Below are 18325 nucleotides of genomic sequence, written 5' to 3' on the forward strand. Positions count from 1 at the left end.
TAGGATTAACAGCCACTTTACATTGTTGGGGTTTCTTTGCATCAACAAAAATACTAAAGAACTAAAATTAATAATGAAACATATTTTTCTCTTTTTTTTACTATTTATTTCATTAACTACTTATGCCCAAAACACGGGTTCCTTAACCGGAAAATTAATCGACTTAGATTATAACAACGAACCATTAGTTTTTGCCAACATATTACTAAAAGGAACCATAAAAGGAACCACATCAGATTTCGATGGTTTATATAAAATGAATGATCTTGAACCAGGAACTCACACTGTTATCTATAGTTTTATTGGTTATGAAACGCAAGAAATTGAAGTTGAGATTATAGCAAATAAAGAAACAGAAATGCATGTTTCTATGAAAGCCAGCGCGGCTTCTTTAGATGAAATTATCATTCAAACAACAACTAGTAGAGAAAGTGAAGCTGTTTTACTATTAGATCAAAAAAAAGCTATTGAAATAAAGCAACATATTGGGGCGGACGAATTATCTAGAAAAGGAATTAGTGATGCTGCAGGAGCTGTTACAAAAATCTCTGGCGTTTCCAAACAAGAGGGTTCCAGTAATGTTTATGTTCGTGGTTTAGGAGACAGATATTTAAATACAACTCTGAACGGGCTTTCAATCCCTTCTACAGATGTTAATAAAAAGAACATCGACCTGGACATCTTCTCTTCAGATATTATTCAAAACGTATCAATAAGCAAAGCTTATACCTCAAAATTTTATGGTGACTTTTCTGCAGGGAATATAGATATTTCTTCAAAAGATTATAATGGAAATGGTTTTTTAGATGTTTTTACTTCTACTGGCTTTAATACCAATGCCATTGACAAGAATTTTGTTAGAAGTGAAGGAACAGGTTATTTTGGATATTATGGAAGATACGACCAAAATCCATTTGCAGTTATTTTATCTCATGGAGTGGATCCAGTAAATGCAGGCTCTCCTATTAATGTGGGTTATGGCGCTTCGGCAGGAAAATCATTCGACTTTAAAAATGGATCTCGTATCAGTGTATTCGCTACAGCTTCGTTTAAAAATAATTACGAATACAGAAAAGGGTCTGCCGTAGATTATACGCTTACCGAAAAAAAGGCCTTTATAGATAATGCTGAAGAATATGAATACGATACCACAACAACTGCCATGGCGAATGTGAATTATCGTCTGGATGATAACAATGCTATTAAATACAATTTCTTATTTATAAATAATTCTTCAGATGTTGTAGGCTATTTTGGAATAGATGGAAAAGGAAGAAACAGAGATGCTCAAGCAAATTCTGACGAAGGTTTTTATCAAATGAATGTGCAATTCGACCAAACTCAAATGTTTGTCAATCAATTATTAGGAACTCATACTTCAGGGAAATTTGATATAGATTGGGCTTTTGGTTATAACTCTGTATTCTCTAAACAACCAGACAGAAAACGTATTAGCGTTGAAAACTACCAATATGCCTTAGATAACGACATCAATACAAATCCTATTTTTTATAGCAATGTGGTATTTGACAACCAACGTTACTTTCAAGATATTCAAGATGAAGAATTCAGTGGAAGAATAAATCTGGCCTATAATATTAACGAAAAACTAAAATTGAACTTTGGACTTAACGGAAGAAGTAAACAGAGAAATTTTGAAAACATCCGTTATGGCTATGACATTGTAGAAAATGGCTACCAGATATTTGATGTAAACAATTTTAATAGCGTTTTTACTTTAGAAAACTTAAATCTCATCCCTGAGGATAACGGTGTTTATGAAATAAAAGTCATCAATAATATTCCAAGCCTTTCAAATACCAATAGACCTGGATTACCAGAAAACACTTATATAGGTACATTAGATATTTATTCAAGTTATGTAGATGCTGAAATTACAGCTGGAGAAAAATGGCTATTTGTTCCTGGCATAAGAATGGAATCTATTAAACAAGATATTGCATTCGATGTTATTAACTTAGGAAATCAAGGTAAAAATAAAATCACTTCTAATGAGAACTTCTTCCTCCCAAGTTTAAATGTAAAATATGCCTTAACTAGTAATCAGAACCTTCGTTTTTCTGCAAGTCAGACGGTTTCTATCCCAGAATTCAAAGAAGTGGCACCTTTTGTTTACGAAGATATTTCTACAAAAATTGGTGGAAACCCAGATTTACTAGACAAAGGATATTCAAAAATTATTAACCTCGATTTAAAATACGAGTGGTTTTATACTAAAAGCGAAATTATATCACTAGGGGTATTTACCAAAGAAATTAACGATCCTGTAAACCTAGTTGTTGGTGCAGATGCTACAGGAACACAGCGTTATTTTAGAACAGGAGATAAGGCAAATGTATACGGAATTGAAGTAGAATTAAGAAAAAACTTAATAAGCGATGAAAATAAAAACCCAAAGTTATCTCTAGGTTTTAACGCTACCTATATGAAAACTAAACAGGATTTATATAGTACTATAGATGGAAATTATTACGATGTGAGTTTTAATAAATCTGAAGACCAACTTCAAGGTGCTTCTCCATTAATATTAAATGCTGATATCAACTACTCTCCAACTTTTGGAAACTACAAACCCATAGCCAATTTAGTTTTCTCTTATTTCTCTGACAGAATAGACGCCTTAGGCTCTGGCCAATTAGGAAATGTTGTAGAAAAAGGTGTTCCAACTCTAGATTTTATATGGAGAAATAACTTTAATAATAAGTTAGAAATAAACCTTAGCATTAAAAACCTGTTAAATCCAACCATAGAATATTTTAGAGAAACAACCTTAGGAGATATTGCCGTAAACTCGGCCAATGGTAAAGGAATTACAGATTATAAAAAAGGTATGGACTTAGGAGTACAACTTAAATATAAATTTTAAACACAATTAATAAACAATCAAAATCAAACTAGAAAAAAATGAAAAACAACTTAATTTTTGGATTAGCAATAGTAAGCATGCTTTTCTCTTGCTCCACAGACGACACATCAGACATTAACTTACCTGATAATAATTCAGGCAATGAAACCCCTGATTCAGAAACTATTTTTCTCTCGGGCACTTATAACGAAGATCTTATTCTAGACGCCAACAATACATATAAAGTAAATGGCTCTTTAATCATGGCTAGCGGAACTACACTAGAAATTCCAGCTGGAATGACTATTAAAGCTTTAGCTTCTGGTGCTAATGTTTATGTAGCTATTTCTCAAGGTGCAAAAATAATTGCTAACGGAACAGCAAGTAATCCAATTGTATTTACATCGGATGCTTCTTCGCCTTCTGCTGGAGATTGGGGAGGCTTAATTCTCTTAGGAAAAGCGCCAATTAACTCTGTTACAGGAACGGCTACCTCAACTTCAGAAATTGCCAGCTTACCATTTGGTGGAACTAATCCTACTGACAATTCCGGAAGTCTACGTTATGTACGTGTAGAATATTCTGGAGGTTCGGCAGATGGACAATCAGAAAACAACGGTTTCTCCTTCTATGGGGTTGGAAACGGAACTACCGTTGAATATATCCAGGCTTTTGAAGGAAAAGATGATGGTGTTGAATTTTTTGGAGGAACAGTAAATGCAAGCTACGTTTCGGTTATCAATGCGCAAGACGATTCTATTGACTGGACAGAAGGTTACACCGGAACCATTACTAATGCTTATGTAAAACATGGAGACATTCATGATAAAGGTATTGAAGCAGATGGTTATAACACCGATTTTAGCAATGCAGGAGGATACTATTCTAAACCAACAGTTACTAACTTAACTATTATAGGTCAGGGTTCTTCAACAGCAAACGAAGCCATAAGGTTAAGAGCTGGAACCCAAGGGATCTTTAATAATGTTTTAATTGAAGGTTTTGAAGAAGCTTTCGATATTGATGGAGATGCAGGAGATAATCCAACTGGCGCAGGAGTACTTAATGGTAACCTATCTGTTACCGATATCACATTTATAGATGTGACTTTAAAAATGAAAAATGATACTGCCGAAACTTTTACGGAAGCAGATTTTATTTCTGGAGAAGAAAATGGAACAGGAACAGATTATGCTTCTTGGGGAGCATCCTGGACTGTTGAATAAACAATAATGAATTAGTCTAAAAAGTAAAAAGCATCTCCAATTTGGTATGCTTTTACTTTTTAAGTATCATACAATTTAATTGAGATGCATGCTCGCGGACTTCTTAGTCCATTCGCTAACACTTGCGATTGCATTGTTATTATAATCTACTTCTTTTAAAGTTTTATCATTCCAATAAAACCATTTGCCGACTTTCTTCCCATTATCATAATTTGCAGAAATTGCTTTTTCACCTGCTGTGTTAAAACTCAACCACTCACCTTGAAGTTTCCCATCTAGAGAATAAGTCCCAGTTTGGCTTATTACTCCATTGTCGTGATAATAAATCACTTCAATTAAGTTGGTGTTCTTGTTGAATTTTAATTCTCTCCCTTGTGCAAAAGAGCCCACAGAAATTAAGAAGGTGAAAAGCATGATCATGTTCTTCATAATTATTGGGTTTATATGTTCTCTTCCAAATATAACTATTCGGAAACATTTTAGCAACATTAAATTAACATTAACTTTACATTAGAGGCTTAAATATTTGATTTTAAATGAAGTAAAAGCAACTGTAATGATTATTTTTTTAATAATTACTTAATGTTCCAGTTACAATAAGGTCATTAATAATGCTGATCTTTGGACTGTCTTAAGACAATTAAATAAGTAATTTCATATAATCTATTAGTTTTTGTCGACTATTTTATCATGAATTCTATGGCTGCTTTTGGCCAAGGCAGCCTTTTTAGCATACCTTAAATTTAATATTTAGGAAACATTAATTTAATATTAAAGTTAGTTCTTTGTAGCGACAAAAACTAAAGCCTAAAATGAAATTTAAAGTAACTCTAATTATTTTATTAGTTTCCTTCCAATTTGTAACCGGACAAGAAACATCTTCTTCAAAATTTGGGAAAGGCATCTTAAATATTGTTGGACAAGACAGCACTTGGTCTATGAAGGTTGGTGCTAGAATGCAATTTTTAGCTCTGGCTAGCTGGGAAAACAATGATGGGGAACTTATGAATGGTAAAACTGCTTTTTTAGTAAGAAGAGCTAGATTAAAATTTGATGGTTTTGCTTTAACTCCAAAATTAACATATAAATTACAATTGGGGTTTACCAATAGAGATATGGCTGGAACCTCAATTTACACCAGTAATACACCAAGATTTATTTTAGACGCAGTCATGATGTGGAATTTTTACAAAAATTTCGAATTGTGGTTTGGACAAGCAAAACTTCCTGGAAATAGAGATGGTATTATTTCTTCTGCAAATCTTCAGTTTGTAGATAGATCCATTTTAAGTGCAGAGTTTAATATAGATAGAGATTTAGGAATCCAACTTAGGCATTATTTCAACCTAACAGACACCTTTGTTGTTAGAGAGGCCTTAGCTATTTCACAAGGTGAAGGCAGAAATATAACCACCGGAAATGCTGGAGGTTTTCAGTATACTGGACGTATAGAATTGTTACCCTTAGGCTTGTTTCCTAATAAAGGAGACTATATTGGAGGCTCTATTTACAGACCCGAAACACCCAAAATAGCCATTGGTGCTACTTACGATTTTAACCATGATGCCGTTAAAACCAGAAGTAATCAAGGTGTATTTATGGAAACAGATTCAGGTTTTTATGAAACAAATATTTCTACATTCTTTATAGATGCTATGTTCAAATATAAAGGCTTTTCTTTTATGGGAGAATATGCAGACCGAAATGCCTCAGATCCAATTGCAAAAGATGAAGAAGGTGTTCCTACAGGACAAATTGTACAAGTTGGAAAAGCTATAAATCTTCAGGGGGGGTACTTATTTAAAAATAATTGGGAAATAGGAAGTAGATTCTCCACGGTAGATTTAAGCAATAGTACGGTTGGACCAACTCAGGTTGACGAATATACTTTAGGTATTTCTAAATATATTGTTGGACATAAATTAAAAGTCCAATCAGATGTTACTTATATAGATACAGAGATAATAAACAGCAGATTAGCTTATAGGCTTCAGTTTGAAGTTCATTTCTAAATCATAACGTTTTGGTAACATACTAACGAAAATCACATTAGATATTTGCAAATACTTTTAAGACACTAAAAATATATGGAAAATATATATCTCTTAATGATTGTTGCTTTAGCTGTTCTAGCTATTGCCGATTTAGTAATTGGAGTTAGCAATGACGCTGTAAACTTTTTAAACTCTGCCATTGGCTCTAAAGCTATCTCGTTTAAAACCATTATGATTGTTGCTAGTATAGGAGTAGCCATTGGTGCTGTTTTCTCAAGCGGAATGATGGAAGTTGCCAGAAAAGGGATTTTTAATCCACATGAATTTATGTTCAATGAAATCATGATTATTTTTATGGCTGTCATGATTACAGACATCTTATTACTAGATTTTTTCAACACTGTTGGAATGCCAACTTCAACTACGGTTTCCATTGTATTTGAGCTTCTAGGAGCATCTGTAGCTATGGCCTTAATAAAAGTTGCCCATGACGGAGGTGGTTTATCAGATGCTATTAATTATATAAACACGTCCAAAGCTACAGAAATCATCTTCGGAATCCTCCTCTCTGTCGTCGTCGCCTTTACTGTTGGAGCCATAGTCCAATGGGTTGCAAGACTTCTATTGTCTTATAATTTTGAAAAGAAAGCCAATTGGGTTGGAGCTCTATTTGGAGGAATTGCACTAACGTCTATTACTTATTTCATATTTATAAAAGGTTTAAACGGTACCTCTCTTGCATCTCAAAAATTTGGATTTTTAGGCAATACCTCTTTAGATTACTATATAGAGTCTCATGTTCTATTAATAGTTAGTCTTAGTTTAACTTTCTGGATTTTGTTATCTTACCTCCTAATAGCTATTTTTAAAACAAATATCTATAAACTCATTATTTTAGTTGGAACCTTTGCTCTAGCCTTAGCATTTGCTGGTAACGATTTAGTTAACTTTATTGGAGTACCTATTGCCGGTTGGATATCTTATTCTACTTGGGCGGCATCTGGAATTCCTGCAGATGCATTTAGCATGGGCTTTCTAGCAGATAAAGTACCAACTCCTACCTTCTTGTTAGTGGGAGCAGGACTTATAATGGTGGCAACTTTATGGTTTTCAAGTAAGGCTAAAGCTGTGGTTAAAACCTCTTTAGACCTATCTAGTCAAGAAGAAACAAAAGAACGTTTTCAACCTAATTTCTTATCTCGAGGTTTTGTACGTTTTGCCATTTTAGGATCGCAAATGTCTTCTTATATTCTACCGGAATCCTGGCAAGTAAAAATTGAAAAGCAATTTGAGAAACCGGTAATTCCATTAAAAAAAGATAAGACATACGAGCTACCTGCTTTCGATTTGGTACGTGCAGCCGTAAATTTAATGGTTGCAGCTGTTCTAATTTCTATTGCAACCTCTATGAAACTGCCTTTATCTACCACTTACGTAACATTTATGGTTGCCATGGGAACCTCTTTAGCAGATAGAGCCTGGGGTGCAGAAAGTGCTGTTTATAGAGTAGCCGGGGTGCTAAACGTTATAGGAGGCTGGTTCTTTACGGCTTTTATTGCCTTTATATCTGCTGCTATTATTGCTTATTTCCTTAATTGGAACGTTAAAGTTATGGTTCCTATATTTTTATTAATAGCTACTTTTCTTTTAGTTAGAAGCTATATAGCACATAAAAAGAAAACTCAAGAAACTAAAGAAGAAGATAGTTTAACCCGTGCTGAAAGCAGTTCTGTTCAAGGGGTTATTCACGAAAGTGCAGGTAATATTGCTAATGTTATTAAACGTGGAAATAGAATTTATACCAATGCCATTAATGGTTTAGCTAAGCAAGATTTAACTCTACTTAAAAAGAATAAAAAGCAAGTAGTAAAACTATCTAACGAAATAGATGAGCTTAGAGATCATATTTTCTATTTTATAAAGAATTTAGACGAGTCTAGTGTTGGAGCAAGTAGTTTTTACATTAATATATTAGGTTACTTGCAAGACATTGCACAATCTTTAGAATACATTTCAAAAGTGAGTCATAAACACGTAAATAACAATCATAAAAAACTTAAGTTCAGTCAGATAAAAGAGTTAAAAGAAGTGGATGAGCGTTTTGAAAGGTTGTTTGAAAACACAAGACACGCGTTTGAATCTGGTTCTTTTGAAGAAATAGGTCTTATATTAAACAGAAAGAAAGAGATTGTAACTTTAGTATCAACTAAAATACATAAGCAAGTAGAGCGTACTAGAACAGAAGAGTCTAGTCCGAAGAATACTACTTTGTACTTCAGTCTTCTATTAGAAACAAAAGATTTATTAGCAGCTATTATGAATTTATTAGAAGAGTACCACAGTGCTTTTGATAGTTCTATTACACCAGCAAAAATTCCAGATGAACCAATAGAATAAGCTCTAATAAACAATCTTTTTAAATTAAAAAAGCATCTCGTTCCAGACTATAGGAAGAGATGCTTTTTTTATAACACTTAATAATAAAGAGTTAAAGTTTATACAGCAAGCAACTGCTTTCACTAATTTAACTCAGACAATCCAAACTTTTGTATTTATTTAAAAGAATAAAATCATACACCTGAATAGTACATTTTAAAACGAATTTTATAACGCTCCTACTATAATATAATTTACTAAAGTAGACCTTAAAACAAGTCATAAAAAAAACCAGTTTTCACTGGTTTTTTTAAATCGATTAATAGCAACCATCTATAAAATGAAATGCTTATCCCTTAATTAATAGCATGTCAAATATCGCAAAAAAACTCACTTAAAACAGAGCCAATGTATAGTTGGTACTAAAAACTGTATAGTTGGTAGTTATTAAATAAAAACTTATACAAATTCGACAGGATATACAATAATTAGCACCAATTATACATCTCTAATTCTAAACCAAATATTATATTATTATATTTGAGAATATGATAAAAGCAGTAATTGTTGACGACGAGCCAAAAGCCATTAAAAGTTTGACTTGGGAATTAGGTAATTTTAACAATGAGATTCAAATTGTTGAAACTTTCACAAGTCCTGAAAAGGCTATCGCTTATTTAAAAATTCATACTCCAGATTGTCTTTTTTTAGATATTAATATGCCTACTATGGATGGGTTTCAGTTTTTAGATTGCATAAATCATAAAGACTATGCAGTTATTATTACAACTGCTTATAATGAATATGCTTTAAAAGCCCTAAAAAACGAAGCTATAGATTACCTCTTAAAACCAATAGATTCAGACGATTTAGAAGAAACCATAAAAAAAATAAAAAAATTCCATTCCAATAATTTCTCTATTTCAAAAGTTGAAGAAGTACTCTTAAACTTTAATGCCAATCTAAAACACCAAAAAATTATTTTAAACACAGATGGTAAACTAGTGTTTTTAAATATAGACGATATCCTATATGTAGAATCTGATGGTAATTACAGTACGTTTTTTATGACTTCAAATCAAAAAATGGTTGTGACCAAAAAAATTAAAGAGATTGATGCTATTCTGCCGGAAAGTTCTTTTTTTAGAATTCATAACTCCTATATTATTAACCTAAATAAAATAAAAGAGTTTGTAAAAAGTGAAGCTTATGTTCTTATGGAATCCAACAAAAAAATTCCAGTAGCAAGACAAAGAAAAACAGACTTCCTAAACAAACTCTAGTAAAATGAAATGGTTTCTAAACAGTAGTAATTTTGCTTTTACATCTAAATACATTCTTTATTTTTTTGTAATAAGCTTCTTTTTATCTCCTCTAATTAGTCGAGCACAAATTAATTTAGATGATAATTATAAAATTCTTGTAGATCGTGTTGTAGAAAGTAAAGCAACAAATTATCAATATTTAGATTCTGTTTTTAGTGAGTTTTCTGCAGACACGCTAAAAATGAATTATCTTTTAAGAGTATCTAAACAAGCTCATTTTATAAAAGGCGAAAGTTATGCACTTAATATGCTAGGAGAGTTTTACAGAAATACAACTAATTACGACAAAGCTATAAGCTTTCATGAAAAAGCCTTAGAAAAAGCAAAAAAAGCAGAAAGTATAGATTTAGAAGTTACAAGCTTAAACATGTTGGGGGTAGTTTACAGAAGATTAGATGTTATAAGAACAGCCTTGGACTACCATAAAGAAGCTTTGGATTTAGCCGAAACAGTCAAGCCAATAACGCCATCGCTTAAGCACAGTATTGCAATTTCTCAAAATAGTATGGGAAATATTTATTTAGCTTTAAAACAATATGATATGGCTTTAGGCCTGTTTAAAAAATCCTTAGTTATAGAACAAGCATTAAACAATAAATTAGGCTTGGCCATTAACTATCACAATATTGGTTATGCGCAAGAAGCAAAAGGCTTATTGGACGAGGCATTAAAAAACTATCAAACTTCTTTAAAATATAATAACGAAATAGACTCTGATATAGGTCGCGTTATTTGCTACAACAGTATTGCAAAATTAGATATTGCCAAAGGCAGATATGAAACGGCACTTCCCATAATTGAAACAGCCTTAGAGAAAGCTAAAGTAATTAACGATAAATATTATATTTCCACATCTTATTCTAATCTAGGATTAATTCAATTAAAAATGCAAAACTATAAGGCTTCTGAGAAAAACTTGAGGGAAGCTTTAAGAATTGCAAAAACATACCAATTAAAATCGCAAGAGGCAGAAACTTACAATCACTTGTCGCAATTAGAAGAGAACTTAGGTAATTATAAAACTTCACTACTTTTTTATAAGCAACATGTGGACTTAGATAAAGCTATTACTGGCGAAAAGAATTTCCAATATGTTACCGATTTAATTTTAAAATATGAAAGTGAGAAAAAAAACAATCAAATTAAGGCGCTTGCCAGCGAAAATGAAATTGTAAAACTTAAACTCTCACAAAATAGAAGAATCTTAATACTGAGTTTAATTGGAGCGATTTTACTAATTGGAATATTTATTATTCTTCAAAGACAAGGACAGTTAAAAAACGAAAAAAAGATTGTAACTCTGGAGCAAGAAATGTTAAGAAATCAGATGAATCCTCATTTCATCTTTAATTCTTTAAACTCCATCAAATTATTTATAATAAACAATGAAAAAGAAAATGCAGTTTATTATTTAAATAAATTCTCGAAACTTATTAGAAAAATACTTATTGCTTCCACAGAAAAAGAGATCAGCTTGCAAGATGAATTAGACACCATGGCTTTATATATGAATATTGAAAACATGCGTTTTTCTAATGAGATTAATTATCAAGTACATGTAGATACAAATGTAAATACTTCCGTAATTAGAGTTCCTTCTTTAATTCTTCAGCCTTTTTTAGAAAATGCACTGTGGCATGGGCTATCTTCAAAAGCTAGTGATAAGCAAATTGAATTAAATGTTAATCAAGACTCTTTAGACTATATTTCTATTGCCATAATTGATAACGGAGTAGGACGTATTGTTTCGCAAAAACTAAAAGAAAAGAGAAAACTAAATCGGAAATCAGTAGGAATTGATATTACAAAGGCTCGATTAGCCAATTTCTCAAAAAGTTTTATAAACGATTATAAAATAGAGATTGAAGACCTATATGAAAATGGCAAGGCCTGTGGAACCAAGGTTATGGTTCATATTCCTATAAAAAGAGCAGTCTTAAAAACAGCTTAAAACACTTTTTATAAAAAATAAAGAATGATGATTAAAACTTAAAAACCACCTGCTTTTTTTGTATTAAGTAAATTAATTTTTTACTCTGAGTCTCTAAACTACAATCTCTCAGATAAAAAAAATAGAACGCTCTGAGTTTTTTCAGAGCGCTCTATAAAACATTTAATAGACCGTTAAAGAGCTATTTAATTTACTTCATTTTTTTTATAAACTTTAAAATGCTCTAATGGCGCGTACGCCTCTTAGTTGAACCTTATTGGAATTGTAAGCCTGTCTGTCGCTAAAACTCCAAAGTATTGCATGAGAACTACTACTTTCTCTAGAGCTCCAATAACCATAGGTTGTGCTTAGTTCTGTACCACCATGGAGTAAAGATTTAGAATTGATAATAGCCATGTTATTATCCATTTCTTCCAATTGATCTTGACTAGGTAAAAACCAATCGTTATAACCGCTACCTGTGTAAGCTCTAGCCAAACCTGCTGCGTAATCTGTTTCTACTGGCCCTTGTACAGCTATTATAGCGTCTGTATTAGAACTTCCATCCCAAAAGCTAGTTGCCCCAGTTGTTACACTTGTACCGTTATACCATTGTATAGCAGAGCTTTGGTCTTCAACAGCACAAACTAAACCATGCTGGCCCGATGGATCTATCCAAAACACAATACCTCCTTCTCTATATTGACCTATAGCAGGAGGTTCAATAGCCGATATTCTGGCGTCTAATTCTGCCAATACGGATTCGATACCTGTTAATCTTGCATCAAAACTTGCTATATTTAAAGCAATTTCATCATCTACATAAATTTTAGTAGCTGCGTCTTGATTATCCGTTGGATTTACCACATCTTTTATTTGTTCATTGGCAGAGTTTCCAAAGGCCATAACATTTGCTAAATTTTGACTTTCGTCTGCTCTTTTTGCATACAAAGCATAAGGAACAGCTGTCATTTCTGTAGTACCTACCTCGGTTCCGTTTAAGGAAACAGTAAGATAATTGGCATCTTCACCCCAATTTAAAGTATTGTATGTTCCGGAAATGGCACTACCATTACCTATTTGCAAATTAAATAAACCATTATCGTCTGTTGCTATGCTGTGGTTTTCAATATAGCTTGCTGTAGCTGTAGGACTTCCAAATTTTAAAGCAATTTGTATGGCTATATTTGAATTTGTTATAGGATCGCCAGACGAATCGCTAGCAACACCTTGGTAATTAATAAAATCTTGTTGTGGGTTTTGTGCATAAGCTGTTAAGCTAACACACAAAAGGAATACGAAAGTTTGTAAAAATGTTCTCATTATGTTATTGTTTTATGATTTTAAATGATTTTGAATTTGTGGTATCCGTAAACTGTAGTTGTACCAAATACATACCGTCAGACAAGTGACTTAAATTTAAATTTTGTATAGCTTTATTAACAGTATAATTCCCAACCTGTTTTCCTATGGCATTATAAATTACAACACGAACATTCTCATTATTATCCGGTATGCTAATGTTTACCATATCTGTAACTGGATTGGGATAAATTTTAATAGTTTTACTTTCTATTAACTCTTCTACAGTAAGTGTGGCATTACTAGTGACTCCAGCCAAAAATCCTTGGTTAATATTAACTGTTGTCCCTTTTAAACCAATAATAGGTTCGCCAACCGTAGTGGTTAACTGATAATTGGAGTTACTATTAGTGCTACCTGCACTAGCCACCACTTGCTTGTCTATATTTTGAGCAAAAGTGCCAAGCACAAAGCCAAATAATAAAATAAATGTTGTTTGTGTTTTCATACTGATGATAGTTTATATGGTTAATATTTTATAAAATTGTCGTTATATTTTATAGACTTCAATTCATGACCCCTCATGTAGGAAGCTTAAAAATTGGACAGTAACACATTTTAATGTTATAATTAATAAAAGGTTAACAGAAAGTGGGGTGTTTTTTACATTTTAGTCACTTAAAATATTTTATAAAGAAAAAAGTATCATGGATGTTGAGAATCAATATATAAAGACAAAGAATTTAATTTTCTAAAAACACCCAAATACACAGAAAAATGAAACCATATAAACAGATATAGATATCAAAAGGAATAAAGAAAATGAAATAAAGTCTTTTTAATTATTTTTTATAGAAGTGCAGAAAGCTCCACACAAAATAGACAATACAAATACCAAGTTTAAAGAAACTACAGTCTTAGAATTAAGAAAAATTAAATGCAATTAGGACTAAAGAAAATAAAACGCCATTTAAATTAAAGATTAGGCTGCAAGTTTTTTGCGTTTTCTATATAAAACCACAAGTATTAAGAGTATGCCTATACTACTTACCACGTACCAAACCGTATGACCTTCCTGATCAACAATTGGCGAAATATCTCCAGAAACCACAAATCCTGCCCAATAATAAGGATGCTTTAAAGACATCACCTCTTTAGACGAATTTAAAAAATCTTGTTTTGCTTTTTTTAAGGCTTCTGCTTTGTCATTCCCATCCTTTAGGTGTTTATAGAATGACACCATAATTTGCTGAGTCGCATTATCTGGTACACTCCACAAACTAGATAAAACAGATGGCACACCGGCAGCCGTAAAAGCCGTGTTCATAGACACAATGCCTTTTCCTGTTTTTAACTCTCCTACACCGGTATTACAAGCACTTAAAACAACCATATTGGCGTTTAGGTTTAAGCCATACAATTCGGAAATATACAATTCGAAATCTTTATCTGTATCTGAAAACACTAAACTACTCAATTCAGAATCTTGGTCGTTTAAAAAAGAATGCATAGATAAATGTAAAATAGAGTAATTGTTGGATAGCTCCTGAAAAGCAGCTTTAGACGCCTCATTATGAGTATATACAACGCTATTTTCAAATAGTTTTGAAATAGATTGCACCTCTTTAATTGCGCCTGCTAAATAATAGGGTTCCCCTCTTACTGCTAATTGCGTCTCTGTTGGAGCATATAAATTGTACGAAGGAGCAAATAAGGCAATCTTATCGTTTTTATTCTTAACCTTTATAGGCGAATCTATAAAGCTCAATACCGAAGCATAACTTATTTTTGTCTGGTTTAACAAGTAGTCGTTGTTTGAGACTAAAAGCTCAAAAGGTAAATAATGCAAAATACCATCTGGTATTATGTAGATATTGTTTTTACTCCCAACCTCAACATCTTGAAGTAACATATTATATAAAGCTTCTGATTGTTTTTTTATATCTGCTACGGGGGCTTGAATATCTTTAACTTTTGAAAGTAAATTAGTTACTTGAGGTTTTAAACTGGCATAGTTACCTAGTTTTGTAATTTGTACAGTATTATTATCATAAATAATTCTGAATATATCCTCATCTACTATTCTATACTTAATAATATATCGATTAATAGTTAGTTCCTTTTGATTGCGAGAATGTGTTGCGTTTATAACCTTAGAGATGTAAAAATCTTGCTGTTTTATTTGGTTTTGTACAGCTTCTAATTTTAAATTTTCTTCGAAAACAAGTTTTTGAATACTATCTGACTTTTTTAGAATATTTTTCTTTTTCAAATAGGTAATATTAGATCTTATGCGTTGCTCGTCATGGATAAGCTTATCTGTTTCCGTTTTATTAGATTGAGATCTATTTGCGATAAATGTATTTAATAAGTATTTAGCTTCAATAGTTTCAGTGAAATTTAAAAACAAACTTTCTTCCGCTTGTGAAAGTTGGTTGTTTGAAGCTTTGTCGAAGAAGTAAACGCTTATTTTATCATATATTTTTTCTAGCTTTTCATTTAAAAACTCATGATTAAAGTTAGACTCAAATTGTTTTAAAGCAATTTGGTATATTGTGTGTTTTAACCCATCATCTTTGAATGACGATGCTTCCTGGTTTTCGATAATATCTAATAGGAATTTAACATCATTTAAAACCAGACTTGGCGTAAAATCCTGATAAGTCATCGTTTTTATATCGAAATCTTTATTGTCTTCAGAAAATGCTTCAAGCAGCTTATTAATATCCGTATAAACTTCCTTTTTATTGTTATTAAAACTTAATGCGATATGACTAACCAAAATTTCTTTTTCAAGAGATGGCCCTAAATTATCTTGAGTTTCAATTTTTGCTAAAAGTTTTTCGGCTTCTGCATCTTGTTTTTCATCAATATAGATTTTTATTTTTTCTATTATAAATTGATCTTCAAGATTCTTAAAACTTAATTTTTTATGAAATTCTAACCCTTTATTAAGGTAGGCTAAAGCTTTATCATTGTTTTTAGACCTATAAAATGAAGCTACATTTAAATAGGCTGTTGCAATAAAGTCTGTTTCTATGTCGTCTAAAGTATTTTCAGAATTAATTGTTTTCATCTCATCAAAAAGTGCTAACATGAGTTCTTCTTGATTTGTTTCCCGATATATTTTTATTAAAGAAGCTCGAAATTGCAAATCTCTTTTAAAACCAATTTTTCCTCTCCTCGATTGCTGCGCCAAATCTGCATTGTCTTTGTACAACTGCATGGCTTTTTTCAAATAATTCTCAGCTTTTTTATAATTTCCTTCTAGCTCTTCATAATCTGAAAGATTGGTATAAACTCCTATAAAGTAATCCATATTAGGATCTTCTATACTCTTAAACATCGCTTCAGACTTTTTAAGATATTCTAAGCGTTTAGATGGAATGTTTAAAAACTCATAACTATAAACTAAAGCTAAATCCAAGTAAATACTTGCCATATTATTGGCATTTCCAAATTCTATTTGAGGGTACAAAGCTTCAGCCTGTTTTAAAACACTTACAGATTTATTAAGTCTGCCAACCACACGAGATACAACCCCAGAGGTATGCAAGGTTTTCATTAAAACAATAGAGTCTATTTCTTGACATTTATAGTGTTGCTCTATAGATTTTGCGACATATTTGTCGGTATCGGTCATACTTCTCATGTAGTTATGTGCAAAAATATACATGCGTCTATATGCTTGATAAAGTCTTTCTGGTTTTGCACCAGAGGTTTCAAGTTCTAAAACTTGTTTTTTAAGATTCTTATAGGCATCAGATTTGAGTTCTGCATTTGAAGTTGCAAGTTCGTTTTTACTCATTTCTAATAATAAATTTAGAAATGCCAAGGTGTCTTTTTGTTGCGTTTGTGCAAATTCAATGGCTTTCTCTCTTGGTTCTATAGCCTCTTTAAATTTAAATTTAAGTTGAAGAGAATCTGCTTTTTCAGTATAGGATTGCCAGGTGGCTTGACTAAATACCGAATGAAAGCTACAAAAACAGATGAGTAGAATACTCAATTTTCGCATAAGTTATAGGACTAATTTGGGATTAGCAATAACTCCTAATATACAACTTTTACTGAAAAAACCGTTGTTTTTTCCTACTTTTTCTCATTTCTTTGAATGTTCTTTTCCAAACTACCCACCCTAAACACCTTTCCCATAGCCTCTTATATGATGTATGTTTAAACAAAAACAAGGAACAGCTCTAGAGAACCGAGCTATTCCGTCAATCAAATATAATTTGCTATTAATATGAGATTGTTTTTATTTTATATGTTTTATTAAAGTGTTCTGGTATGGGTTCTGTATCGAATGAAGACTTTCTTGATTTAACAAAGTCTGGATGCAGCTCTATATAGTATGTTCCAGGTGCTAAGGATTGACTCGATTTTATTCGAGAACGTCTACCATTGGAGTTTGGAGAGTCTGGATCTAACCATTCATGAATGATAGATACGGTAGAGCCATCTGATTTAAATAAACGCATTTGGATTCTCATATCACTCGGCATATCTAAAACCTCTGTTTCAATAAAACCTGGTTCAGTTAAATTAACTTTATACCAATCGTATGTTTGCTCATCAAAAGAACCAACACCATAACCTATATGTCCTGCTATGGCATAAGCTTCGATAGTTTCGTCAAAAAGTATTTTTTTAGCAGTTGCTTGTGTATCATTGCTTTCAAAACAATCTACACGACTAAAAAATTCCCACTCAATGGTATAAGATACAGGATAGTCGTCTACTGGTGCATTAAAAAACGGAAATACTTCTAATGAAAAAGTGGTTCCGGGATGAACCGAAAAGTAAGCTTCTCTATTTAACTCATTATTCGTGTTTGCAGAAGATCCTGAAACTATTGCGCCACCTGCATCAAGATCGTTAGATATGGTCAACCAAGGTCTCAAATCAGGATGGTCTTGAGTTAATAAAACGCGTACGTATCCACCTCCAGGATCGGATGGAATAGTAATTACACCATCGTATCTATCTTCTTCATTTGGTGCAGTCCATTCGCTATTTATAGTTCCAAAAGCTGGTGTAGCAGTATAGGGTTCGCAATCATTTACTTCAATTATTGGTGGAGGTGTTACAGTGCCATCATCGTCGCTACTACAAGAAATTATAGCGAAGCCTAAAAATAGCAAGCCTAAATACAAAAGGTTTTTTGTGTTCATAGATTTTTTAGCCATCATTTTTTTGTTTTTTAAATGTTAATATTACCCTTTTGTGTCAATTTTTTTAATAAGTAAACATAAGTGCCTAAAAACTTTATCTTTACTATATGTTTACATTAATTCAATTTTTGTACT

At 32.1% G+C, this 18325-nt stretch carries 11 protein-coding genes; 6 read left to right on the plus strand and 5 right to left on the minus strand.

Features of this window, described 5'->3' with window-relative positions:
• Nucleotides 1-73: 73 nt before the first annotated feature.
• Both OS188_RS10875 and OS188_RS10880 read left to right on the plus strand, forming a co-directional pair.
• Nucleotides 74-2887 carry a TonB-dependent receptor gene (locus OS188_RS10875; RefSeq protein WP_267148869.1) on the plus strand — a complete coding sequence of 938 codons (2814 nt, stop codon included), beginning with the start codon at nt 74-76 and terminating at the stop codon, nt 2885-2887.
• 38 nt (nt 2888-2925) lie between these two features.
• On the plus strand, nt 2926-4092 hold the full coding sequence (locus OS188_RS10880; protein ID WP_267148870.1) for a beta-helix domain-containing protein: 1167 nt from the start codon (nt 2926-2928) through the stop codon (nt 4090-4092).
• A gap of 75 nt (nt 4093-4167) precedes the next feature.
• Here the strand turns inward: OS188_RS10880 and OS188_RS10885 are convergent, their stop codons facing one another.
• Entirely contained in the window at nt 4168-4521 is a 354-nt protein-coding gene (locus OS188_RS10885) for a toxin-antitoxin system YwqK family antitoxin (RefSeq protein ID WP_267148871.1), read from the minus strand.
• A gap of 383 nt (nt 4522-4904) precedes the next feature.
• Between OS188_RS10885 and OS188_RS10890 the strand changes: the two genes are divergently transcribed.
• The 4 genes from OS188_RS10890 (at nt 4905) to OS188_RS10905 (ending at nt 11738) form a co-directional block, all read left to right on the plus strand.
• Nucleotides 4905-6104, plus strand: a complete 1200-nt coding sequence (locus tag OS188_RS10890) for a porin (protein ID WP_267148872.1) — start codon at nt 4905-4907, stop codon at nt 6102-6104.
• A 75-nt stretch (nt 6105-6179) separates the two neighbouring features.
• Nucleotides 6180-8483, plus strand: coding sequence for an inorganic phosphate transporter (locus OS188_RS10895; RefSeq protein ID WP_267148873.1), 2304 nt, complete (start codon nt 6180-6182; stop codon nt 8481-8483).
• A gap of 527 nt (nt 8484-9010) precedes the next feature.
• Nucleotides 9011-9745 (plus strand): LytR/AlgR family response regulator transcription factor, encoded by a 735-nt coding sequence (locus OS188_RS10900; RefSeq protein ID WP_267148874.1) that lies wholly within the window; start codon nt 9011-9013, stop codon nt 9743-9745.
• A 4-nt stretch (nt 9746-9749) separates the two neighbouring features.
• Nucleotides 9750-11738, plus strand: coding sequence for a tetratricopeptide repeat-containing sensor histidine kinase (locus OS188_RS10905; protein ID WP_267148875.1), 1989 nt, complete (start codon nt 9750-9752; stop codon nt 11736-11738).
• Between the two features lie 213 nt (nt 11739-11951).
• Here OS188_RS10905 and OS188_RS10910 read toward each other — a convergent pair whose 3' ends face one another.
• The 4 genes from OS188_RS10910 to OS188_RS10925 all read right to left on the minus strand — a co-directional run bounded on the left by OS188_RS10910 (nt 11952) and on the right by OS188_RS10925 (nt 18208).
• A complete protein-coding gene (locus OS188_RS10910; RefSeq protein ID WP_267148876.1) occupies nt 11952-13040 on the minus strand; it encodes a DUF8740 domain-containing protein in 1089 nt (362 codons plus the stop codon).
• 4 nt (nt 13041-13044) lie between these two features.
• Nucleotides 13045-13527, minus strand: coding sequence for a T9SS type A sorting domain-containing protein (locus OS188_RS10915; protein WP_267148877.1), 483 nt, complete (start codon nt 13525-13527; stop codon nt 13045-13047).
• A 474-nt stretch (nt 13528-14001) separates the two neighbouring features.
• Nucleotides 14002-17025, minus strand: a complete 3024-nt coding sequence (locus OS188_RS10920) for a CHAT domain-containing protein (RefSeq protein WP_267148878.1) — start codon at nt 17023-17025, stop codon at nt 14002-14004.
• A 232-nt stretch (nt 17026-17257) separates the two neighbouring features.
• The gene (locus OS188_RS10925; RefSeq protein ID WP_267148879.1) at nt 17258-18208 is read right to left on the minus strand and encodes a PPC domain-containing protein; all 951 of its coding nucleotides are present in this window, start codon (nt 18206-18208) and stop codon (nt 17258-17260) included.
• Nucleotides 18209-18325 lie beyond the last annotated feature (117 nt).

The organism is Xanthomarina sp. F1114, assembly GCF_026410255.1.
Classification (GTDB): Bacteria; Bacteroidota; Bacteroidia; order Flavobacteriales; family Flavobacteriaceae; genus Xanthomarina.